The sequence below is a fragment of the Paenibacillus sp. F4 genome (assembly GCF_002894905.1).
GTDB lineage: Bacteria > Bacillota > Bacilli > Paenibacillales > Paenibacillaceae > Paenibacillus > Paenibacillus polymyxa_B.
On sequence record NZ_POVS01000006.1, the window covers coordinates 475,681 to 493,038 of the forward strand.

A 17,358-nucleotide genomic window follows, 5' to 3' on the forward strand; every position below is an offset into this window, starting at 1 on the left:
TGATGAACAACTCCATGATTGGCGCAATGGTATCTATGGCCAGTGTGCAGCAGCGTTTGGATTTAATTGCCGATAATATTGCTAATATCAATACAGTTGGTTATAAGAGTAAACAGGGTTCCTTTGAAGATGTATTGGCCAATGTGCAGCAACAGCCTTCAACGTATCTCCAAAATGGACGAGCCATGCCGCTCGGCTATAATTTGGGCTACGGAGTTAAAGCGGCCGCAATCATGAAAAATATGGAGCAAGGTTCGCTCAAGGAGACGGGACTTCCTACCGATCTGGCGATTCAAGGTAATGCCATGTTTGAAGTCCAGGGAAATGGGCAAAAAGCTTGGACCCGTGACGGTAGCTTTCATTTTGTTCCTGATCCGAATGATAGTGCGACGATGATGTTGACCACTGCTGAAGGTTACTCCGTGCTGGATAACAATGATGTTCCTGTGACTGCTCCAGCGGGTTCCAAGGTGGCTATTAACTCGGATGGCGAATTGCTGATTCGTGCTAATGGAATTGGGGCTCCGACAGTTGGTCAGAGAATCAAGCTAATGGATGTACAGCGTCCAGAAGGACTGGAACAGCGGGATGATAACCTGTTCGTGTTGTTGAATGGTGTAACAGAGGCAAATGTATTCGGAGCTGCAGGTGTGGCAGGTGCTGTTCCAGCGGACGTATCTGTGCGTTCCGGTTATCTTGAGGAATCTAATGTGGATTTAGCGGGCGAAATGACGGATATGATGCAAGTTCAGCGGATGTATCAAATGGCGGCACGGGCACTAACTTCTAGCGATACGATGATGAACCTGGCCAACAATCTGAGGGCATAAGGATTTGGTGATGAAAGAAGAACGATCTGATTCCCGTCCGGTGCCTGAAAAGACAAAGTCCCGCTGGCGTACTGCTCGTTATTTCGTAGTTCCGTTGCTGCTCCTGTTATCGCTGTTAGGCGGCTTAATTGCAGGATATGTAATTGTAGGTAAGCAAGGGTTGTCAGGCGTATTCGAGTGGAAAACCTGGCAGCATGTCATTGATCTTATATTTGCGCCTTAGTTTACTTTAAATGAGTGGGGGCGGGAAAAGGTCGCTCCGCGAATGATTTGATCTTACGATCGCTGTTGCAGCGGGATTTTCTTATTTTATAAATTATTCAGATGTAAAAATCCCGTTGCAAAGGCGAACGCTCACGCTTCTCCAGATTCAAATCCTTCGCTCCGCTGGCTACCCGCCATCAGGGCCACTTTTATTAAAATAAACCACCCGCAATTTGTGTGGGGAGTATAGAATAACAAAACCCCGTGCCAGTGGCGCGGGGTTTTGTTATATTTTCACCGCTGAACCCTTCAGTGTAGCGCGGATGGATTGCAGCCGATAAAGGTCATCGCAGGGGGCTTCGACTTTGTTCCGTCTTTCACGGCAAGCGAGTATTATTGAAGCGAGGCTTTCCTTTTGAGCCAAAGTAACTCGGCGGAGGGGATGGAATCGTTCTGAAGAAGCGATAGCGTTCGCCTTTAACCTCGGATTTTACCCTTGAATTCTTCTTGTATAAAGAAAAAATCCGAGGTTAACAGCGATCGGAAGAATGATCCATCCCCGCAGCCCTTCCCTTTAGCTCAAATGAATTCCCGCTTCACTCCATAATAGGAGCACCCAATATGGTACTTCCGCGTAATTTTCTTTTTGCATCTGATAACTGTATAATGATGGGGAAGTTTATAACACTGCGGGGTAAAACCAAGCACGGGCAAAAGGGCTTCTTCACGCCTCAGGTTGCATAACCGGCGGAAAAAGCCCCTTATCTCAACCTCCACTTCTGCAGTAGGTGAAGGATATTTAACATTGTTGCCGTCAAGAGCTGTTTTTATGCATTGCAGGCGGGGTAATATTATGCTTGCAGTAACTTATGACTGATACAGAGTCAAACCTGCAAGCGGGAGGAGTTATTAAGGTAAATGGACAAATTGCAATTGGATGTTAATCAAATTCAGGAGATTATCCCACATCGAGCGCCATTTTTATTGGTGGATCGTATTATTGAGCTGGAGGAAGGGAAAAGAGCAGTAGGCATTAAAAATGTAACGATGAATGAGCCTCATTTCATTGGACATTTTCCGGGGTATCCTGTTATGCCTGGTGTGTTGATCACCGAAGCACTTGCTCAAGTTGGGGCTGTCGCATTACTGCATCTAGAGAGCAATCGCGGCAAAATCGGGTTCTTGGCAGGGTTGGATGGTTTCCGTTTCCGTGGGCAGGTGGTTCCTGGGGATACGCTGACGCTTGAAGTGGAAATCACTCGTTCCAAAGGCGCATTTGGCAAAGGGAAAGCTACGGCTAAAGTAGGCGATACGGTAGTAGCTGAGGGAGAAATTATGTTTGCTTTATCTGACCCTCCCAATAAATAAAGCTCTGCTGACATAAGCACGACGTCTGAACTGAGTGCATGTGTACATAGAAATCCTGTTTTGACAACCCAAAAATGGAGAGGGGAAATTCCGTATGACGCAGTTGAGTAAAAAAGCATTAGAAGGCATTGAGAGCTGGCTGCAAGACCCTTATATTGATGAAGAGACCAAACAGGAGTTGCGCGCATTGGAAGGCAACGAGCAGGAACTGGAGGATCGCTTTTACAAAGAGCTGGAATTTGGTACAGGCGGTCTGCGTGGAGTGATCGGGGCAGGAAGTAACCGGATGAACCGTTACGTCATTGGACGTGCGACTCAAGGGCTGGCTCGCTATATTTTAGAACAGCATGCTGGTAAAGAAGGCAAACCTTCGGTTGTTATTGCACATGATTCGCGTCACTTTTCGCCAGAGTTTGCTCTGGATGCAGCTTTGGTGCTGGCAGGCAATGGTATCGTGGCTAAGTTGTTCCCTTCCTTGCGTCCAACGCCACAGCTTTCGTTTAGTGTACGTCATTTGGGAGCCAGTGGAGGGATTGTTGTGACAGCGAGTCACAATCCTCCTGAGTATAATGGATACAAGGTATACAACGATGAAGGGGGTCAGCTTGTTCCAGATCAGGCTGAACAGGTAATTGGTTATATCCGCGAGGTCCCTTCTTTTGCCGACATTCGCAGTCTGACACGTGAGGAAGCAGAGGCACAGGGATTGTTGGTTTGGCTTGGAGAAGATGAAGATGAAGCGTTTGTAGATACGGTAGCCAGTGTGAGTGTGAACCGTGAGCTGATTGCAGCCGGACCAGGCAAAAACTTCAAAGTTGTGTTTACACCTCTCCATGGCACTGGAAATGTACCGGTTCGTCGTGTACTGGAGAAAATCGGTTTTGAACAGGTGCATATTGTGCCTGAGCAGGAGCTGCCAGATGCTGAATTTTCGACTGTCAAGTCGCCAAACCCAGAAGAACGTGATGCGTTTAAGCTGGCAATTGCGCTGGGTGAGAAAATTGGTGCAGATCTGTTGATCGGAACAGACCCTGATGCTGACCGTATGGGTGCAGTTGTGAAAAACCGTGAAGGCGAATATGTGGTATTGTCCGGTAATCAGTCTGGCGCGATCATGGTTTACTACTTGTTGAATCAGCTGAAAGAAACAGGCAAGCTTCCGAATAATGGGGCGGTTATCAAAACCATCGTAACCAGCGAAATGGGTGCGGTCATTGCCGAACATTTTGGAGCAACTGTGTTTAACACGCTAACTGGATTCAAGTATATTGGCGAGAAAATGAACCAGTTTGACCAAACGGGCGAGTACACCTACCTGTTTGGCTATGAAGAGAGCTATGGTTATTTGGCAGGGAATTATGCTCGCGATAAGGATGCTGTCTTGGCGGCTATGCTGATCGCTGAAGCTGCTGCTTATTACAGCACACAAGGTAAGACGCTTTATGATGTTTTACAAGAGCTGTACGAGCAGTTTGGCTACTTCCTTGAGAAGCTGGAGTCTCGTACCCTTAAAGGTAAGGATGGAGTGGCACAAATTCAGGGCAAAATGACCGATTGGCGTAGCAACGCATCTCAAGAGATTGCAGGCGTGAAGGTAGATAAGGTACTGGACTACTCACAAGGTCTGGACGGACTTCCACAGGAAAATGTACTCAAATTTTTACTGGAGGACGGTTCGTGGTTTTGCCTGCGCCCTTCGGGCACAGAGCCGAAAATCAAAGTATACTTTGCGGTACGCGGTTCCTCGCTGTCAGACGCGGAGCAAAGAATCAACCATCTGGTCGATGCTGTTATGGCTCGCGTAGACGCTTGAGAAAAATCCCTTTATAATAGAATAGGTTAAGGTAATTGGATAAGATATAGTAATCGGTGACCTCTCACGGCAAAGGGCAGTACGCCGTGGAGGTCATTTCTGTATTGCAGAATAACCTGGAAGAGGCTTTGGGAAAATAGGCTTATTCCGGCAACGGAGGATTTTGCAAAATTCAATGAGTGACCTACCAAAAGGCTGAGTACGACAAGGTGGGCAGCATTGAATTTTGCAAAATCCCGAATATTAAGGAGGTTCTTTGGTGTATCAGAAATGGCAGTATTGGAATACGGCTTCTCGAAAATGGTTATGGATTTTGGTGGCTGTCGGCTTGCTGGCTTCCATTCCAGTCATCGCCGATCGTGTGAAGACAGAATCCTCGAGTAAAAAAGTAGAGATTGTATTCGATTATCGGGATTTGACGGAGGCAGCCTCGTATCAGGCTCACCCGCAGGACTATCTGAATGAGCAACTTGACCGCTTACAGCAAGCGGGTGTGAACAGCATGGCGATGTATGAAAGTACGTTGGATGATTTCCGTAAAGCGGGTCGCGTCGTAACCTATACGACTCAGAACGTTGCCGATATGGAAAAACGGCTTTCACCTGCAAATGAGAATTTTACGTATATTGTTTTCGCTGACAAAGAAAATGCCGAGGCATTAAAGCCGTTAATTTTACGTACGTTTACAAGCCTGGACATCAATGTAAAACCTTGGACTTATCAGGGACAGGAAGGGTTAGTTGTGGAAACATCTCCAGAGGATGCGTATCTCAAGCCCATGCAGCCTGACCCGATTGCGATGAAGCAGCTTCGGAGCAAAGGATTTTTTATTGTTCCACGGATGAGCGACAGTCTTCCTTACAACCAGGAGTTGACGGAAGAGATGCTTGCTTCCTTTCAGCAAAATGGTGTAAAACGCATTTTGTTTGAAGGTGATTCAGTCAAAGGCTTCACCGATAACGAGAAAGAGCATAGCTTAGCGGCATTTGCTAAATTGCTGAACAAATACGATATTGGCCTAGCTGCTATCGAAAACTTAAAAAAACCGCAAGCAGGCTTCAATAAGCTCGCTTACGATATCCACTATAACGTTGTGCGTTTATACTCATTGAGCGATAAAGATTCAACGCTCGATGTGGAAACGTTGGCCGATCGTTTTGCATTGGCCACCAAGGACCGTAATATTCGCATGTTGTATCTGAATACCGCGCCTAGCCGTAGTATTGCTGAAGCCAAGGTGAAGGATTCGGTAGATAACCTAATCCACAGCTTGGACAAGCCGGGTAACGCTGTACAACGGATGGAGAAAAAGGGGTTTGAACTCGGACAGGCTGAACCGTTCCAAGTCGTCGATTCGTCCATTCAGCGCTATCTGAAAATGATTGTCGTACTAGGTGCACTGGCGTTCTTCTCCATTATGGTGTCCTATTTCGTCCCGGCATTGACTTTGCTGGCATTTGCACTTGGCTTGGTAGGTTCAGCAGGACTTTATGTTTTGAACTCTAGCTTGATGGAGCAAGGCCTGGCCCTACTCGCAGCGATTAGCGGACCTACGGTTGCAATGATCATCGCTGTGCGTACGATTAGAATTAAACGTGAACAGGGTGCTGAACTTTCTGTAGGTCAGCGTTTGATTCAAACGTTTATACTGTACGTGCAGACGGCGATTTTGTCGCTGGCTGCGGTGCCTTTCGTTATTGCGCTGTTGAACAGTATTGCCTACAGCCTTGTGCTGAATCAATTTAGAGGTGTAAGCTTGCTTCATATTCTGCCAATCTTCTTGGCAGCGATATATATTTTCTTTTATCGTGGCGTTTCTATACGGGAGGAAATTTCCAAGCTGCTACGTACGCCGATTACTGTATTGTGGGTGATCGCACTGGCTGTTATCGCAGCCGCAGGTTATTACTATCTGACTCGTACCGGAAATGCGGGTACAGTGTCGAACACGGAGCTGGTTTTCCGGAACTTCCTTGAAAATGCATTTGGCGTACGTCCGCGCAATAAGGAATTTTTGATGGCTCACCCACTGTTTATTGCAGGGGCATTCCTGGCTTTGAAATATCGCAAAGCAATCTATTTGCTGATTATAGCTGCTATTGGTCAAGCCTCTATGGTGGATACCTTTGCTCACATTCACTCTCCAGCGGCATTGTCGCTTAGTCGCGGGCTGTTAGGATTGGGCTTGGGCCTGGTGCTGGGAATCATCGCAATTGTCGTATGGCAAGTGCTGGAAGGGTGTTGGAAGAAATGGTCACCACAGCTCAAACGATAATCATCTCGGGTTATTACGGCTTTCACAATAGTGGAGATGAGGCGGTGCTCAAGTCGATTTTGACAGCTTTAGAGGAGGAGAGTCGTCAGGCGGGAGTTACAATCAAGCCTGTTGTTCTGTCTTCTGACCCCGCTTGGACACAGAAAATGTACGGAGTAGAAGCTGTACCGCGGATGAGTCTGGGGGAAGTTCGTAGAGCGATTAAAAACAGCGATGGGCTAATAAGTGGCGGCGGGAGTTTGCTCCAGGATGCAACAAGCCCTAAAAGTATTCCGTATTATCTGGCGATTCTGAAACTGGCCCAATGGGCTGGAAAGCCGACGTTTGTATATGCTCAAGGCATTGGTCCGGTACAACGGAAGATATTTTATCCTATGATCCGTTCTGTGTTTCAGCGCTGTGAATATGTTTCTGTAAGAGATGAGCAGTCTGCCGCACTACTGGGTACTATGAAACTAAAGAACCCGATTGTCGAAGTTGTTCCTGATCCGGTAATGGGGCTTCCATTGCCCTCGGGTTCCGAGCTGCATAAAGCAGCAACTGAAACGGATAAGGATAAACTTCCGATCGTTGGTGTATCTGTACGTTACTGGGATAAAGAGCGTCTCGATTTAACGGCTATTGCGGACGGCTTGAAAAAATTAGCTGCTGAGCGCCGTGTACACTTACGCTTTTTACCTTTCCATCTGCCTGATGACGAGCAGGCTTCAAGGATGGTAATGGATTTGTTGGGGGATATTAGGGGGACGGGAAGCCTTGTAAGCATGTGCGATCAAGTCACCGATCCTCAACAGATGCTGTTGGAAGTCAGTCGTTGCAGTTTGATGATCGGGATGCGATTACACAGCTTGATCTATGCAGCATCCCACCAGGTGCCTCCGTTGGGGATATCCTACGATCCCAAAATTGATCATTTCCTCAGCCGTGTCGGTAGCCAGCCTGTAGGCACTACAGAGGCACTGGATGGACAAAAGCTGGCTAATGAGTCTATGCGGTTGCTGGATCAGCGAAGTCAATGGATCGAGAGCCAGGGAGCGGCTATTGCTTTGTTAAAAAGTGAGGCTCGCTTACCGGCACAGCATATCGTTAATTACTTGTGTCGCAAAGGATGATGGATACAGTGACAGTTGATAAGGTTACGAATGTGCCTACCGTCCCGATTTTCGGTGTTCCGGTATCAAGGCTTAATATGAAAGATACATTAAATGTATTAATTCAAGCAGTGGAGTCTCGCCAGCCCCATCAAGTGATCACTGCCAATCCGATTATGGTAATGGCTGCATTGGAAGATCCAGTGTACATGAATGTGATGAAAAAGGCAGAGTTGATTGTTCCAGATGGGACTGGCGTGGTCTGGGCTGCAAACTATGTAGGACATCCTGTACCTGAGCGGGTAGCGGGCTTTGACTTGTTACATGAATTACTTGCAGCTGGAGAAAACTATCATTGGAAGGTTTATTTACTGGGATCAACATCTGAGGTGATTCAAGCGACCGCAAAGCGGGTACATGAGCTTTATCCCCGGATTACGGTTTGTGGCAAGCGTGATGGTTTTTTTGGACCTAAAGAGGATGAAGCGGTGATTGCAGCCATTCGTGAAGCAAATCCTGATTTGTTGTTTGTAGCACGTGGAGCGGACACACAGGAACCCTGGATTGGTAAATATAAGGAACAGCTGGGTGTGCCGGTGATGATGGGGGTTGGCGGTAGCTTCGATGTTATATCAGGCAGAACCAAACGCGCGCCTAAATTGTTTCAAAAGCTACGGGCTGAATGGTTATATAGACTCCTCAAAGAGCCAAGCCGTTACAAAAGAATGCTTGCGCTGCCGAAATTCGCCGCGAAAGTGATGCGCGAAAAAGAAAACGTCACAAAAGTGTGATAAATAGCTTGAATCTGCCTTCAAAACCCGCTAATTTGCCAGAATATGAAGCTTGGTATTTATTTTTGATCAGAGTATAATTCAATGCGGTTACATCTGAAAAGGGATTGCTTTAAAATTGGGGGTCGAATGATCAAATGTTATTGATCTATATTATTGGGTTCATCATGGCACTGGGACTTGCGCTGTTACTGACACCGCTCGTCAAGAAATTCGCTGTGAAGGTTGGAGCCGTCGATGTACCGAATGCCCGAAAAGTACATACCCGAATTATGCCGCGTCTTGGCGGACTGGGGATTTTCTTGGCATTTCTGTTGTCCTTATTGGCGGTGTTACCTTTTGTGCCTGACGGAATGCTGTCCTCTCGGGATATTAACTTTATCGCAGCCTTTCTGATTGGCGGCACGCTGATTACACTGATTGGTGCTCTCGATGATCGTTTTGATCTTAATGCAAAATTGAAATTTTTGGCTCAAATTGCCGTTGCGTGTATGGTCGTGTTTGCTTTTGATATTCGTGTAGATTTTGTAAATGTACCTTTTCAAGATGCATACTCATCTTTGGAAAGCTGGATTTCCATTCCGCTTACGATTTTCTGGATCGTAGGTGTAACGAATGCCATCAATTTGATTGACGGTCTGGATGGACTGGCTGCAGGTGTCTCAGGAATTGCGATTGGGACTATCTTTGTGATGTCGGTATTGATGGGCAATTACATGGTAGCTATGCTTTGTCTTGTACTGCTGGGCAGTATTATCGGATTCTTATTTTTTAACTTTCATCCTGCGAAAATATTTATGGGTGATACAGGGTCATTATTTTTAGGTTTCTGTCTGGCCATGCTATCCATGCTTGGTTTCAAGCAAATTGCTATCGTATCTTTTATTACGCCATTGATTATTATCGGTGTACCTTTGTCAGATACATTCTTTGCTATCATTCGTCGCAAGTTGCAGAAAAAACCGATTTTCTCTCCGGATAAAGGTCATTTGCATCACTGCTTACGCGAACTAGGTTTCAGTCACAGACAGACGGTGTTGATTATCTACGGTATTGCGGCATTTTTCGGTGTATTGGCCGTGATTCAATCGTCTGCTGCGCTTAATGAAGCGAACTGGGTCACCTTTGTCGTGATTTGTATTATGATGTTCTTCCTACAGATCGGTGCAGAGGTTATTGGTCTTGTTGGCAAAACCAAACGCCCAGTTATAAACACACTGATTCGGTTGCTGGCTAAGCCAGATTCCCAAACGCGTTCGAAATTATAATTTTAATTTAAAAAGTAAGCCTTCAAGCTTGGCGGTATACCGCGGGTTTGAAGGCTTTTTTGATGTTTGCTGTAAAAAAACTCCCTCCTTTTTTGAGAATTTACTAATTTTTTGTATGTTTACTACCGATAAAAAAAGTATTGAATGATTACGTACCCCAAGGTGCGACAGAATCAAAGGAGGACAATGATTTGAAACGATTGCTATCCATGTTGCTGACGGTTGGTCTCATCATTGGCTTGGTGCCGGCGGCCCTGGTAGGTACGGCTCATGCTGCGACGGGAACTTATTTTATTTTTCCAAGTGAAAAATATGATGTGGATTCGGCTAGAATGGTAAACACTGACCGAGTTACAGTTAACGGTACGATTAACGGAGTGAACGGAAGTACTATATCTTATAGTGTATTCCAACTCTCTAAAAATGGAACAAACCTTAACGTGGTTAATAAGAACGAGAGTCAAAAAGGCGGAATTACAGTCAGTGGCTCTACGCTTAAAGTTACAGACATTAAACTGTTTCCTGGTTTGAACCGGATTACATTTCAAAGTAGCCAAAATTCGGCTGATATGAAGGACTCCATTTACATTGAGTATCAGGATGGGCCTAAGCTTTATGATCTATCTGCTACGTTGAATGGTGAAACCGAGCAGTTGCTTGAGAATCAGACAGCGGTGCTGACAGACGCACGCAATAGCGGTACGGATGATGTGAAAGTAGTCATTCAAGGTACGGCTCCTAATGCTGACAGTGTAACGCTCACGTCTGCAAAAAGCAGTAATACGTATAATGTCAGCTCTTACACTGGCTATAAACTAACGGGTAGTGTTGTACTGAGTCCGGGTAAAAATATAGTGACCATTAAAGTGAATAACGGAACTCAGGCTCTTACAGTTACACGTGAAATTACGATTTATACGGGTAAACCGGAATTTTCTGATTTGACCCTGAATAAGGATGGGAATGTTTCTGCTGATTTGGCCACTTCGCCTGACTTTACCGTATCGTCTACAAGTGGTGTGGTTTTAAAAGGTAATGTTTTGGTGCCAGGCGGTGCAACTGATCCAGGAGTGGCCACAATCAATGCACGTTTTACCGATGTGAGTAACAATGGTAGTGCTGTGGGTAGTGCGACTGGGGTTGATGCCACAATTGATACTGCAAATGTAGTTACATCAAATGGTTATAAAGTATATCCATTTCAGGTGACTGTACCTTCGGAAGCTGTACTTGATCATTTGACCAGAGCATCCCTGGGCATAACTTATACGGATAGCAGTACACCACCGGCTCCATCTGCTGTCCAATTTACATTGCGCAGCAGCACTCAGCCGTATATTGATGATGTTAACTATCTTCCTGATTTTAATACTCAATTGTTGAACAGAACTAATGGAAGCGGGTCTGATCAGGCAGCTGCCCTAGATGAAGCTATGAAATTAACAGGTAGCTCTATGAAGAACAAGACTACAGATGCTGCATCTGTACCTGTAGGTATGGAGTTTATCGTTGTTAATGGCGCACCTTCTTCAATTAGTGAGCTTTCTGGAGTATCGGTTCACATTGTAGGATCGCCTCAAGATGTGATTCGTACAATCAATGGTAAGTCAACGCAAGTGAAGAAAATTGTTGCTTATGTAGACACTTTGCCTAAAGAAGGACAAAATGTACTGAATTTTTATCTGAATGGTGACTCGACCAAGTTAATTAAAGCAACGGTGAATCTGTTGCAGGGTCCGTTTATGAAATACGACACGATTTATGATGGGCAACAAATTCCGTTGAATACATCCAGCTCAAACTTGAATACCTATAAATTGACTCAGCTGGGCAACTTTAAAGGTAAATTGCTTGATGTGAGCAACGCAGCAGATATTCATTACACTGGAAGTAACCGAAATGTATTCCTGTATATTAATAATGTATTGGTTGATTTGGATGGTTCAGGAGCGGACTTCAAGCTTGCTGGTTCCTCGGAGACAGCCGCAGCCAATGCCTTGGCGAACGGGAATAATGAAATCAAGTTTGTATACAAGCCAGGTATTGAGTATAGCAATACGGTAAAAGTAAACTTTACACAGACGAATATTCCAGTAATTCCTGTTCCCAACACACAAGGAATCATCCCTTTTACACCAGTTAGCGGCTTGAGCAATACGCCGAAATATAGCGAAATTGCTCCGAAATCAAAAGATGCTAATTTCACCAAAGTGGATGATACTAACTACAATACATCTCTGAAAAATATCAATGTATTTGGTACTTTCAGTATTGCTGATTTGGGTAAAGCAGATCAGGTAAATGGTTCGTTAAGTGATATTGCTAATAAAGATCAATATATTTTGGAGATTAAGGGATCGGATGACAGTGAAGTCAACTGGACGTTGAGTAACGAGTTTTTCTCAGCAGAAGACGCTAAGACAACATACAATTCTGGTTCTACTACAGATAAATTTACAAATAAAGATTTAAAAGACCTGCTTGTGTACTACCATCCAGACAAAAAGTATTTCAGCTTTGTGTTGAAAAACCAAACTATTTCGCAAGATGGAACACCAGTAGCTTATAACATTACCTTGTACAATAGCGGTAAGAGCGGACCATTTGCTACTTTCCGACTGCAAGTATCCGGTCAATCCACATCTTTTGATATTTTGCGTCCGCTCCCTGAAAAGAGAATCGTGAATCAAAACTTTGTGCAAGTTGTTGTAAATGCAGGTAATGCAGATAGTGTTACGGTAGGTAAAGAAACAGCAGTTCAAGAGGGTTTCGACTCTGATTATGATGGCACCATTGATTATCCATCAACTTACAAAGCCATCGTTACAGGTCTAAAAGCCAACAAAGATAATAAAATTGATGTAGTGGTTACTGTAGGCAAAGAAAAACTGAAACAGACCATTACTGTTAAATATGTGCCTACTAATATCCCTGGCGAGCAGTACATGGAAGCGATGAAAACATCGCACAAAGTGTTTGATGGTAATCTTACACTTGCTTTTGCAAAGGGAACGAGTCTGATTCGTCGGGACTACGATCAACCGCAACAGTTCAAAAACCAGGTATTCTCTGGTCACAATTTGTACTTTGCAATAGCAAATAGCGAAGATGGTGTGGTTGACCGTCATGAATTTGAAACTGAAAAAGCATTGTCCGATATGCAGAGCTTGATTGCAGATGGAAGTAGATACTTCAACAGAGATTTTCCGGCCCGCTTTAATATGTCGAGTCCGGTATTCTGGATTGATCCAGGTACAGCAGATGACATTAAAACGGATGATTACGATCCGGTAACTTATGGTGCTGATCCTTATCAATTGGCTAACAAGTCGCAAAATGACAGTAGCAAGATCAAAAACTTCTACTGGCGCGACCCATCTAACGAGTTAGTACCATCCAAGCGTGCTACATTGACGCTGACGTATGATAGCAGTATTGCTCAGGATGCAGGGAAACAAATGACAGTGTTCTATTTCGATTCTGATCTTAAAGATTGGCAGAACATTGGTGGTGTGGTGGATCCGAAAAAACATACCATTAAGGTACCGTTTGATCGTTTTGGCTACTATGTAGTTGCTAAGGTTGGAGAAACGTATAGTGATGTCATTAAGCACAAATACGCTAGAGATTACATCGAAGCTATCTTGGCCAAAGGTGTCATGAACCCAATGGATCCAATTAATAGCTTTGGACCTGACAGCTACATTAAAAGAGGCGAATTCACGTCTATGATTGTCAAAGGTCTGCAAATTCCGCTTAATTTCAGTGGAGCGAAGCATTTCGACGACGTGTCTATTCCAAATACGATATCAGCAGATGCTCTATACGATTATCGTTATATTGAAACAGCTGCGCGTGCCGGTATTGTCAAAGGTTCACAACCAAGAATCTTTATGCCGGAAGATGTAATCACGCGTCAAGATGCAGCAGTCATTATTGCCAAGGCATTGAATTTGAAGCTGGAAACAGATCATGACAAGATCATGAAGAACCTGTCTAAGACCTTTAAAGATGCGGACAAGATTGATTACTATGCGCAAGCATCTATATTGGCTATCGCCAAGAAAGGCTTTATCACAGGGTCACCTGTGGATGCAAGTGATCTGAAAAAAGGATATATGTTTAATCCTACTTCCTTGACCTTGCGCGGAGATGCAGCGATTATTGTAGCTAAAGTTATGGCTGATAAAAAACTGCTTCCTAAAATCTAATCAACAAAACACCTGAATTTATTAAACATCCCTCCATGCGAAATGGTAATTCCCTTTCATATACATGAGAGGGATGTTTTTTATAAATCAGCTATTTGACTGGGATTAAGGGCCTATGCCATAATATCAATGAGATGAAAACTTTGGCTAAGCATTACAACGTTTTTTATTTTCGATTCACATTAAACGTATGTCATTAACTGTTTTTTTTTAAGCGTTTATCTCAAAATGTGTTTATTATTTTTTTATATGTTTTTTTTGCACATTTATCTGAAACTTTACGCCTATTTCATCGTAGTAGTGGATGTGTGTGCTTAAATATTACATAGAGAAGTGAGTGGGGAGTGATGAGATGTCTCAGTTTTCAATACGCCGTCCTGTAACAGTATTTATGTTAATTATTGCTTTGCTAATCGGGGGCGGTATTTTTGCGTTAAGGCTTCCTGTCGAGCAGATGCCGGATATGAAGTTGCCTATCGCTGTGGTAGCGACCAGTATTCCGAACTCGACACCGACGGAAGTTGAGGAATTGGTGACCAAACCTATTGAAAAGAGTCTGGCTTCTATTGAGAATGTAGATACGATCCAGTCCGAATCTTCAGAAGGATCATCTATGGTCATCATTCAATTTAATTGGGGAGTAGATATAAATCAGGCAACCCTCGACATGCGAGACAAAATTGATGGGGTCAGAGGGTCTCTTCCAAAGGCGGCAAATTCACCGCGCGTACTTAAATTAGATCTTAATGCAACGCCGGTTATTACCCTCTCTTTTACAGGGGACCAAGAGATTAACAAGCTGAAGCCTATTGCTAAAGATATTATCCAGCCACGGCTTGAAAGAATTGCGGGTGTAGCTTCAGTCAGCATGTCAGGTGGGCAAGAACGACTTGTGAAGATTACTGTAGATCAGGCCAAGCTTCAAAGCTATGGCATTACGCTGGATCAAATCAACCAGGCGCTATCGTCTAATAACGTAGCTGGTTCTGCTGGTTCGGTCTACCGAGGTACTACAGAAATTCAACTTCGGGTTCAAGGTGAGTATAAAGCTGTTTCAGAAATGGGTGAAACGCCAATTCCAGTAGGGAAAGGAAGCGTTAAGCTAAAGGACATTGCGACAGTTGAAGATTCCTTGGATGAAGTTACGACCATTTCTACCTATAATGGAAAGCCAAGTGTCAATATTTCTGTTACTAAAGCTACAGGGGGAAATACCCTTTCCATCGCCAATTCTGTGAAGGAAAGTTTAGATTCCATACGGAAGGAATTACCTCCGGGGACTCAACTGGAGATGGTAACAGACGCTTCCAAACCTATTAGCGACTCCGTACACTCACTAGTAGAGCATGCTATATTGGGACTTATTATCGCAGCCATTGTGTTGCTGTTATTTTTGAATAGTATACGTTCTACCATTATTGCTACTATTGTTATTCCAATTTCTTTCGTAGCAACATTTATGATGATGTATTTCACCGGACAAACCATTAATATTATTTCACTTAGCGGTTTGCTTCTGGGGCTAGGATCCTTTGTCGACTTTGCCGTTGTTATTATTGAGAATATTTTTAGACAGCGGCATGAAGGGAAAAGTATGCTACAAGGGGCTATTGATGGCTCCAAGCAGGTGGGTAATGCCGTTATGGCATCTGCACTTGCGCAGATCGTAGTATTTTTACCAGTTGTTTTTGTTGATGGAATAGCGGGAGTTCTATTTAAACCGTTGGCGTTAACAGTTATTTTCTCTCACATTGCAGCCTTGGTCGTATCCCTTCTGATTGTGCCGATGCTCGGTTCACGTTGGCTACCTACCGTACCGGATGAATCCATATACTCTTCAGGTACTTATAAGGGCGTTAACCCTATTGTGTGGTTTAATATTGGCTTCGAGAAATTTAAGGGTGGGTATCGCCGTATACTGAAGTGGGGAATCAACCATAGAAAATCTGTGTTAATTATTACTTTATTAATGTTCGTGGCAGCTGGGGCTCTAGTTCCTTTCGTTAAGGCTGAATTTATCCCAGCATCCGATACTGGGGAATTCACAGTTAATGTGAAACTTCCTAATGGAACGGTCTTGGAAGAAACGGAAAAGGTTGTTCAAGATATAGAAAAAGAAATATTGAAAGTTCCTGATTTGGATAAAATGACAGTGACAGTTGGGTCTGGTGGTAATTCTGCCTTTTCAGGTGCGACTCCAACCAACTCGGCAGATTTAAGTGTTACGCTCAAGGATGGGCATCAGCCAACAGATGTTGTAGTTGAGGGCCTTCGTAAGAAATTTGATAGTATTCCGGATGCAGAGATCACACTAACGTCCACAACAGGCCTTTCAAGCGGTGCGGCTGTTAACATTAATCTAAAAGGTGACGATATTGACGTCCTGAGAGAACTCTCGGACAATCTCGTTGCGGATGTGAAAAAAATACCGGGTACGGTCAATGTGAAAAGTAGCTTGAGTGCGGTTCGCGAAGAATATGAGATTACCGTTAATCGGGAGCTTGCGAGTCGATATGGCTTATCAGCAACTCAAATCTTATCTGCAGTGAATACGTCTTTTAATGGATCAGTCGCCACAAGCTATCGTACAGGTGAAGATCAGATTGATGTGAAGATATCATTGCCAGAGCAAAATCGCCATGATTTGTCAAATCTACAAGCCCTGCGGATTACCACTCCACAAGGTATTGATGTACCTTTGTCTTCCGTAGTAAGTATTGATAAACGGACTGTACCCGATACTGTTACTCGTGAAGACCAAACGCGTCAAGTGCAGATTACAGCTGATATTGGCGGAACAGGGGATATTCTTACTATTAATCAAAAAATAGATGCTCTTTTGAAGACTACTCACTTCCCAGAGGGCTACAGTGCAGATACGGGTGGCGGCCAAAATGAACAAATGATGGAGTCTTTCATGAACTTAGCGATAGCAATTTTGCTATCTGTCGTGCTCATTTATATGGTTATGGCAGGACAGTTCGAATCGTTGCTCACACCGTTTGTTATTATGTTTTCCGTTCCACCTACGGTAATTGGTGTGCTTATCGGTTTAGCTGTAACCGGGGCGAGTCTCAGCGTTTCAGCTTTGACGGGTTACATCATGCTCGTCGGGTTGGTCGTCAACAATGCCATTGTTATGATTGACTTTATAATTCAGCTCCGAAAAGACGGTCAAGATCGGGATGAAGCTATTATTCATGGAGCGTCTGAGCGGTTGCGTCCGATTTTGATGACCACGCTGGCTACTGTACTAGCTTTGCTCCCAATGGCATTCGCTACAGGAGAGGGTAACGAAACCCAAGCACCGATGGCAGTTGTTGTTGTATTCGGGTTATCCTTCGCAGCTGTTATTACATTGATTCTTATTCCGGTAGTCTACGTCATCATGGATAATATGATACAAAAACGTAAGAATCGGAAATTAAAAAGACAAGCGAAGAGAGAATTGAAAAAAGAAGCGAAACTACAAAAAAGTGTTCATATATAAGGTGAGGTGGAGAAACA

General features: G+C 44.1%; 10 protein-coding genes. All 10 read left to right on the forward strand.

Annotated features, from left to right (window positions below; all coding sequences use genetic code 11):
* Positions 1 to 2: 2 nt before the first annotated feature.
* The 10 genes from C1T21_RS04745 to C1T21_RS04790 all read left to right on the forward strand — a co-directional run bounded on the left by C1T21_RS04745 (position 3) and on the right by C1T21_RS04790 (position 17,341).
* Positions 3 to 830, forward strand: a complete 828-nt coding sequence (locus tag C1T21_RS04745) for a flagellar hook-basal body protein (protein ID WP_103047411.1) — start codon at positions 3 to 5, stop codon at positions 828 to 830.
* 10 nt (positions 831 to 840) lie between these two features.
* Positions 841 to 1,053: a DNA-directed RNA polymerase subunit beta gene (locus tag C1T21_RS04750; protein ID WP_103047412.1), complete on the forward strand. Its 213-nt coding sequence runs from the start codon at positions 841 to 843 to the stop codon at positions 1,051 to 1,053.
* Positions 1,054 to 1,952: 899 nt separating this feature from the next.
* Positions 1,953 to 2,402 (forward strand): 3-hydroxyacyl-ACP dehydratase FabZ, encoded by a 450-nt coding sequence (fabZ, locus tag C1T21_RS04755; protein ID WP_103047413.1) that lies wholly within the window; start codon positions 1,953 to 1,955, stop codon positions 2,400 to 2,402.
* A 94-nt stretch (positions 2,403 to 2,496) separates the two neighbouring features.
* Complete coding sequence (locus C1T21_RS04760; protein ID WP_103047414.1) at positions 2,497 to 4,215, forward strand: phospho-sugar mutase; 1,719 nt, start codon at positions 2,497 to 2,499, stop codon at positions 4,213 to 4,215.
* 259 nt (positions 4,216 to 4,474) lie between these two features.
* A complete protein-coding gene (locus tag C1T21_RS04765) occupies positions 4,475 to 6,490 on the forward strand; it encodes a DUF5693 family protein (RefSeq protein WP_103047415.1) in 2,016 nt (671 codons plus the stop codon).
* The gene (gene csaB, locus C1T21_RS04770) at positions 6,466 to 7,602 is read left to right on the forward strand and encodes a polysaccharide pyruvyl transferase CsaB (RefSeq protein WP_103047416.1); all 1,137 of its coding nucleotides are present in this window, start codon (positions 6,466 to 6,468) and stop codon (positions 7,600 to 7,602) included. The genes C1T21_RS04765 and csaB overlap by 25 nt, the downstream gene beginning before the upstream one ends.
* Before the next feature lie 8 nt (positions 7,603 to 7,610).
* A complete protein-coding gene (locus tag C1T21_RS04775) occupies positions 7,611 to 8,372 on the forward strand; it encodes a WecB/TagA/CpsF family glycosyltransferase (protein ID WP_103047496.1) in 762 nt (253 codons plus the stop codon).
* 137 nt (positions 8,373 to 8,509) lie between these two features.
* Positions 8,510 to 9,640, forward strand: coding sequence for a glycosyltransferase family 4 protein (locus C1T21_RS04780; protein ID WP_013312307.1), 1,131 nt, complete (start codon positions 8,510 to 8,512; stop codon positions 9,638 to 9,640).
* Positions 9,641 to 9,831: 191 nt separating this feature from the next.
* Positions 9,832 to 13,851 (forward strand): S-layer homology domain-containing protein, encoded by a 4,020-nt coding sequence (locus C1T21_RS04785; protein ID WP_103047417.1) that lies wholly within the window; start codon positions 9,832 to 9,834, stop codon positions 13,849 to 13,851.
* Between the two features lie 352 nt (positions 13,852 to 14,203).
* Positions 14,204 to 17,341, forward strand: coding sequence for an efflux RND transporter permease subunit (locus tag C1T21_RS04790; RefSeq protein WP_103047418.1), 3,138 nt, complete (start codon positions 14,204 to 14,206; stop codon positions 17,339 to 17,341).
* Positions 17,342 to 17,358 lie beyond the last annotated feature (17 nt).

Excerpts from the sequence above, each read along its gene's own strand:
- csaB (WP_103047416.1), top strand. The coding sequence starts at position 6,466 with ATGGTCACCACAGCTCAAACGATAATCATCTCGGGTTATTACGGCTTT.
- fabZ (WP_103047413.1), top strand. The coding sequence starts at position 1,953 with ATGGACAAATTGCAATTGGATGTTAATCAAATTCAGGAGATTATCCCA.
- C1T21_RS04745 (WP_103047411.1), top strand. The coding sequence starts at position 3 with ATGAACAACTCCATGATTGGCGCAATGGTATCTATGGCCAGTGTGCAG.
- C1T21_RS04750 (WP_103047412.1), top strand. The coding sequence starts at position 841 with ATGAAAGAAGAACGATCTGATTCCCGTCCGGTGCCTGAAAAGACAAAG.
- C1T21_RS04790 (WP_103047418.1), top strand. The coding sequence starts at position 14,204 with ATGTCTCAGTTTTCAATACGCCGTCCTGTAACAGTATTTATGTTAATT.
- C1T21_RS04780 (WP_013312307.1), top strand. The coding sequence starts at position 8,510 with ATGTTATTGATCTATATTATTGGGTTCATCATGGCACTGGGACTTGCG.
- C1T21_RS04760 (WP_103047414.1), top strand. The coding sequence starts at position 2,497 with ATGACGCAGTTGAGTAAAAAAGCATTAGAAGGCATTGAGAGCTGGCTG.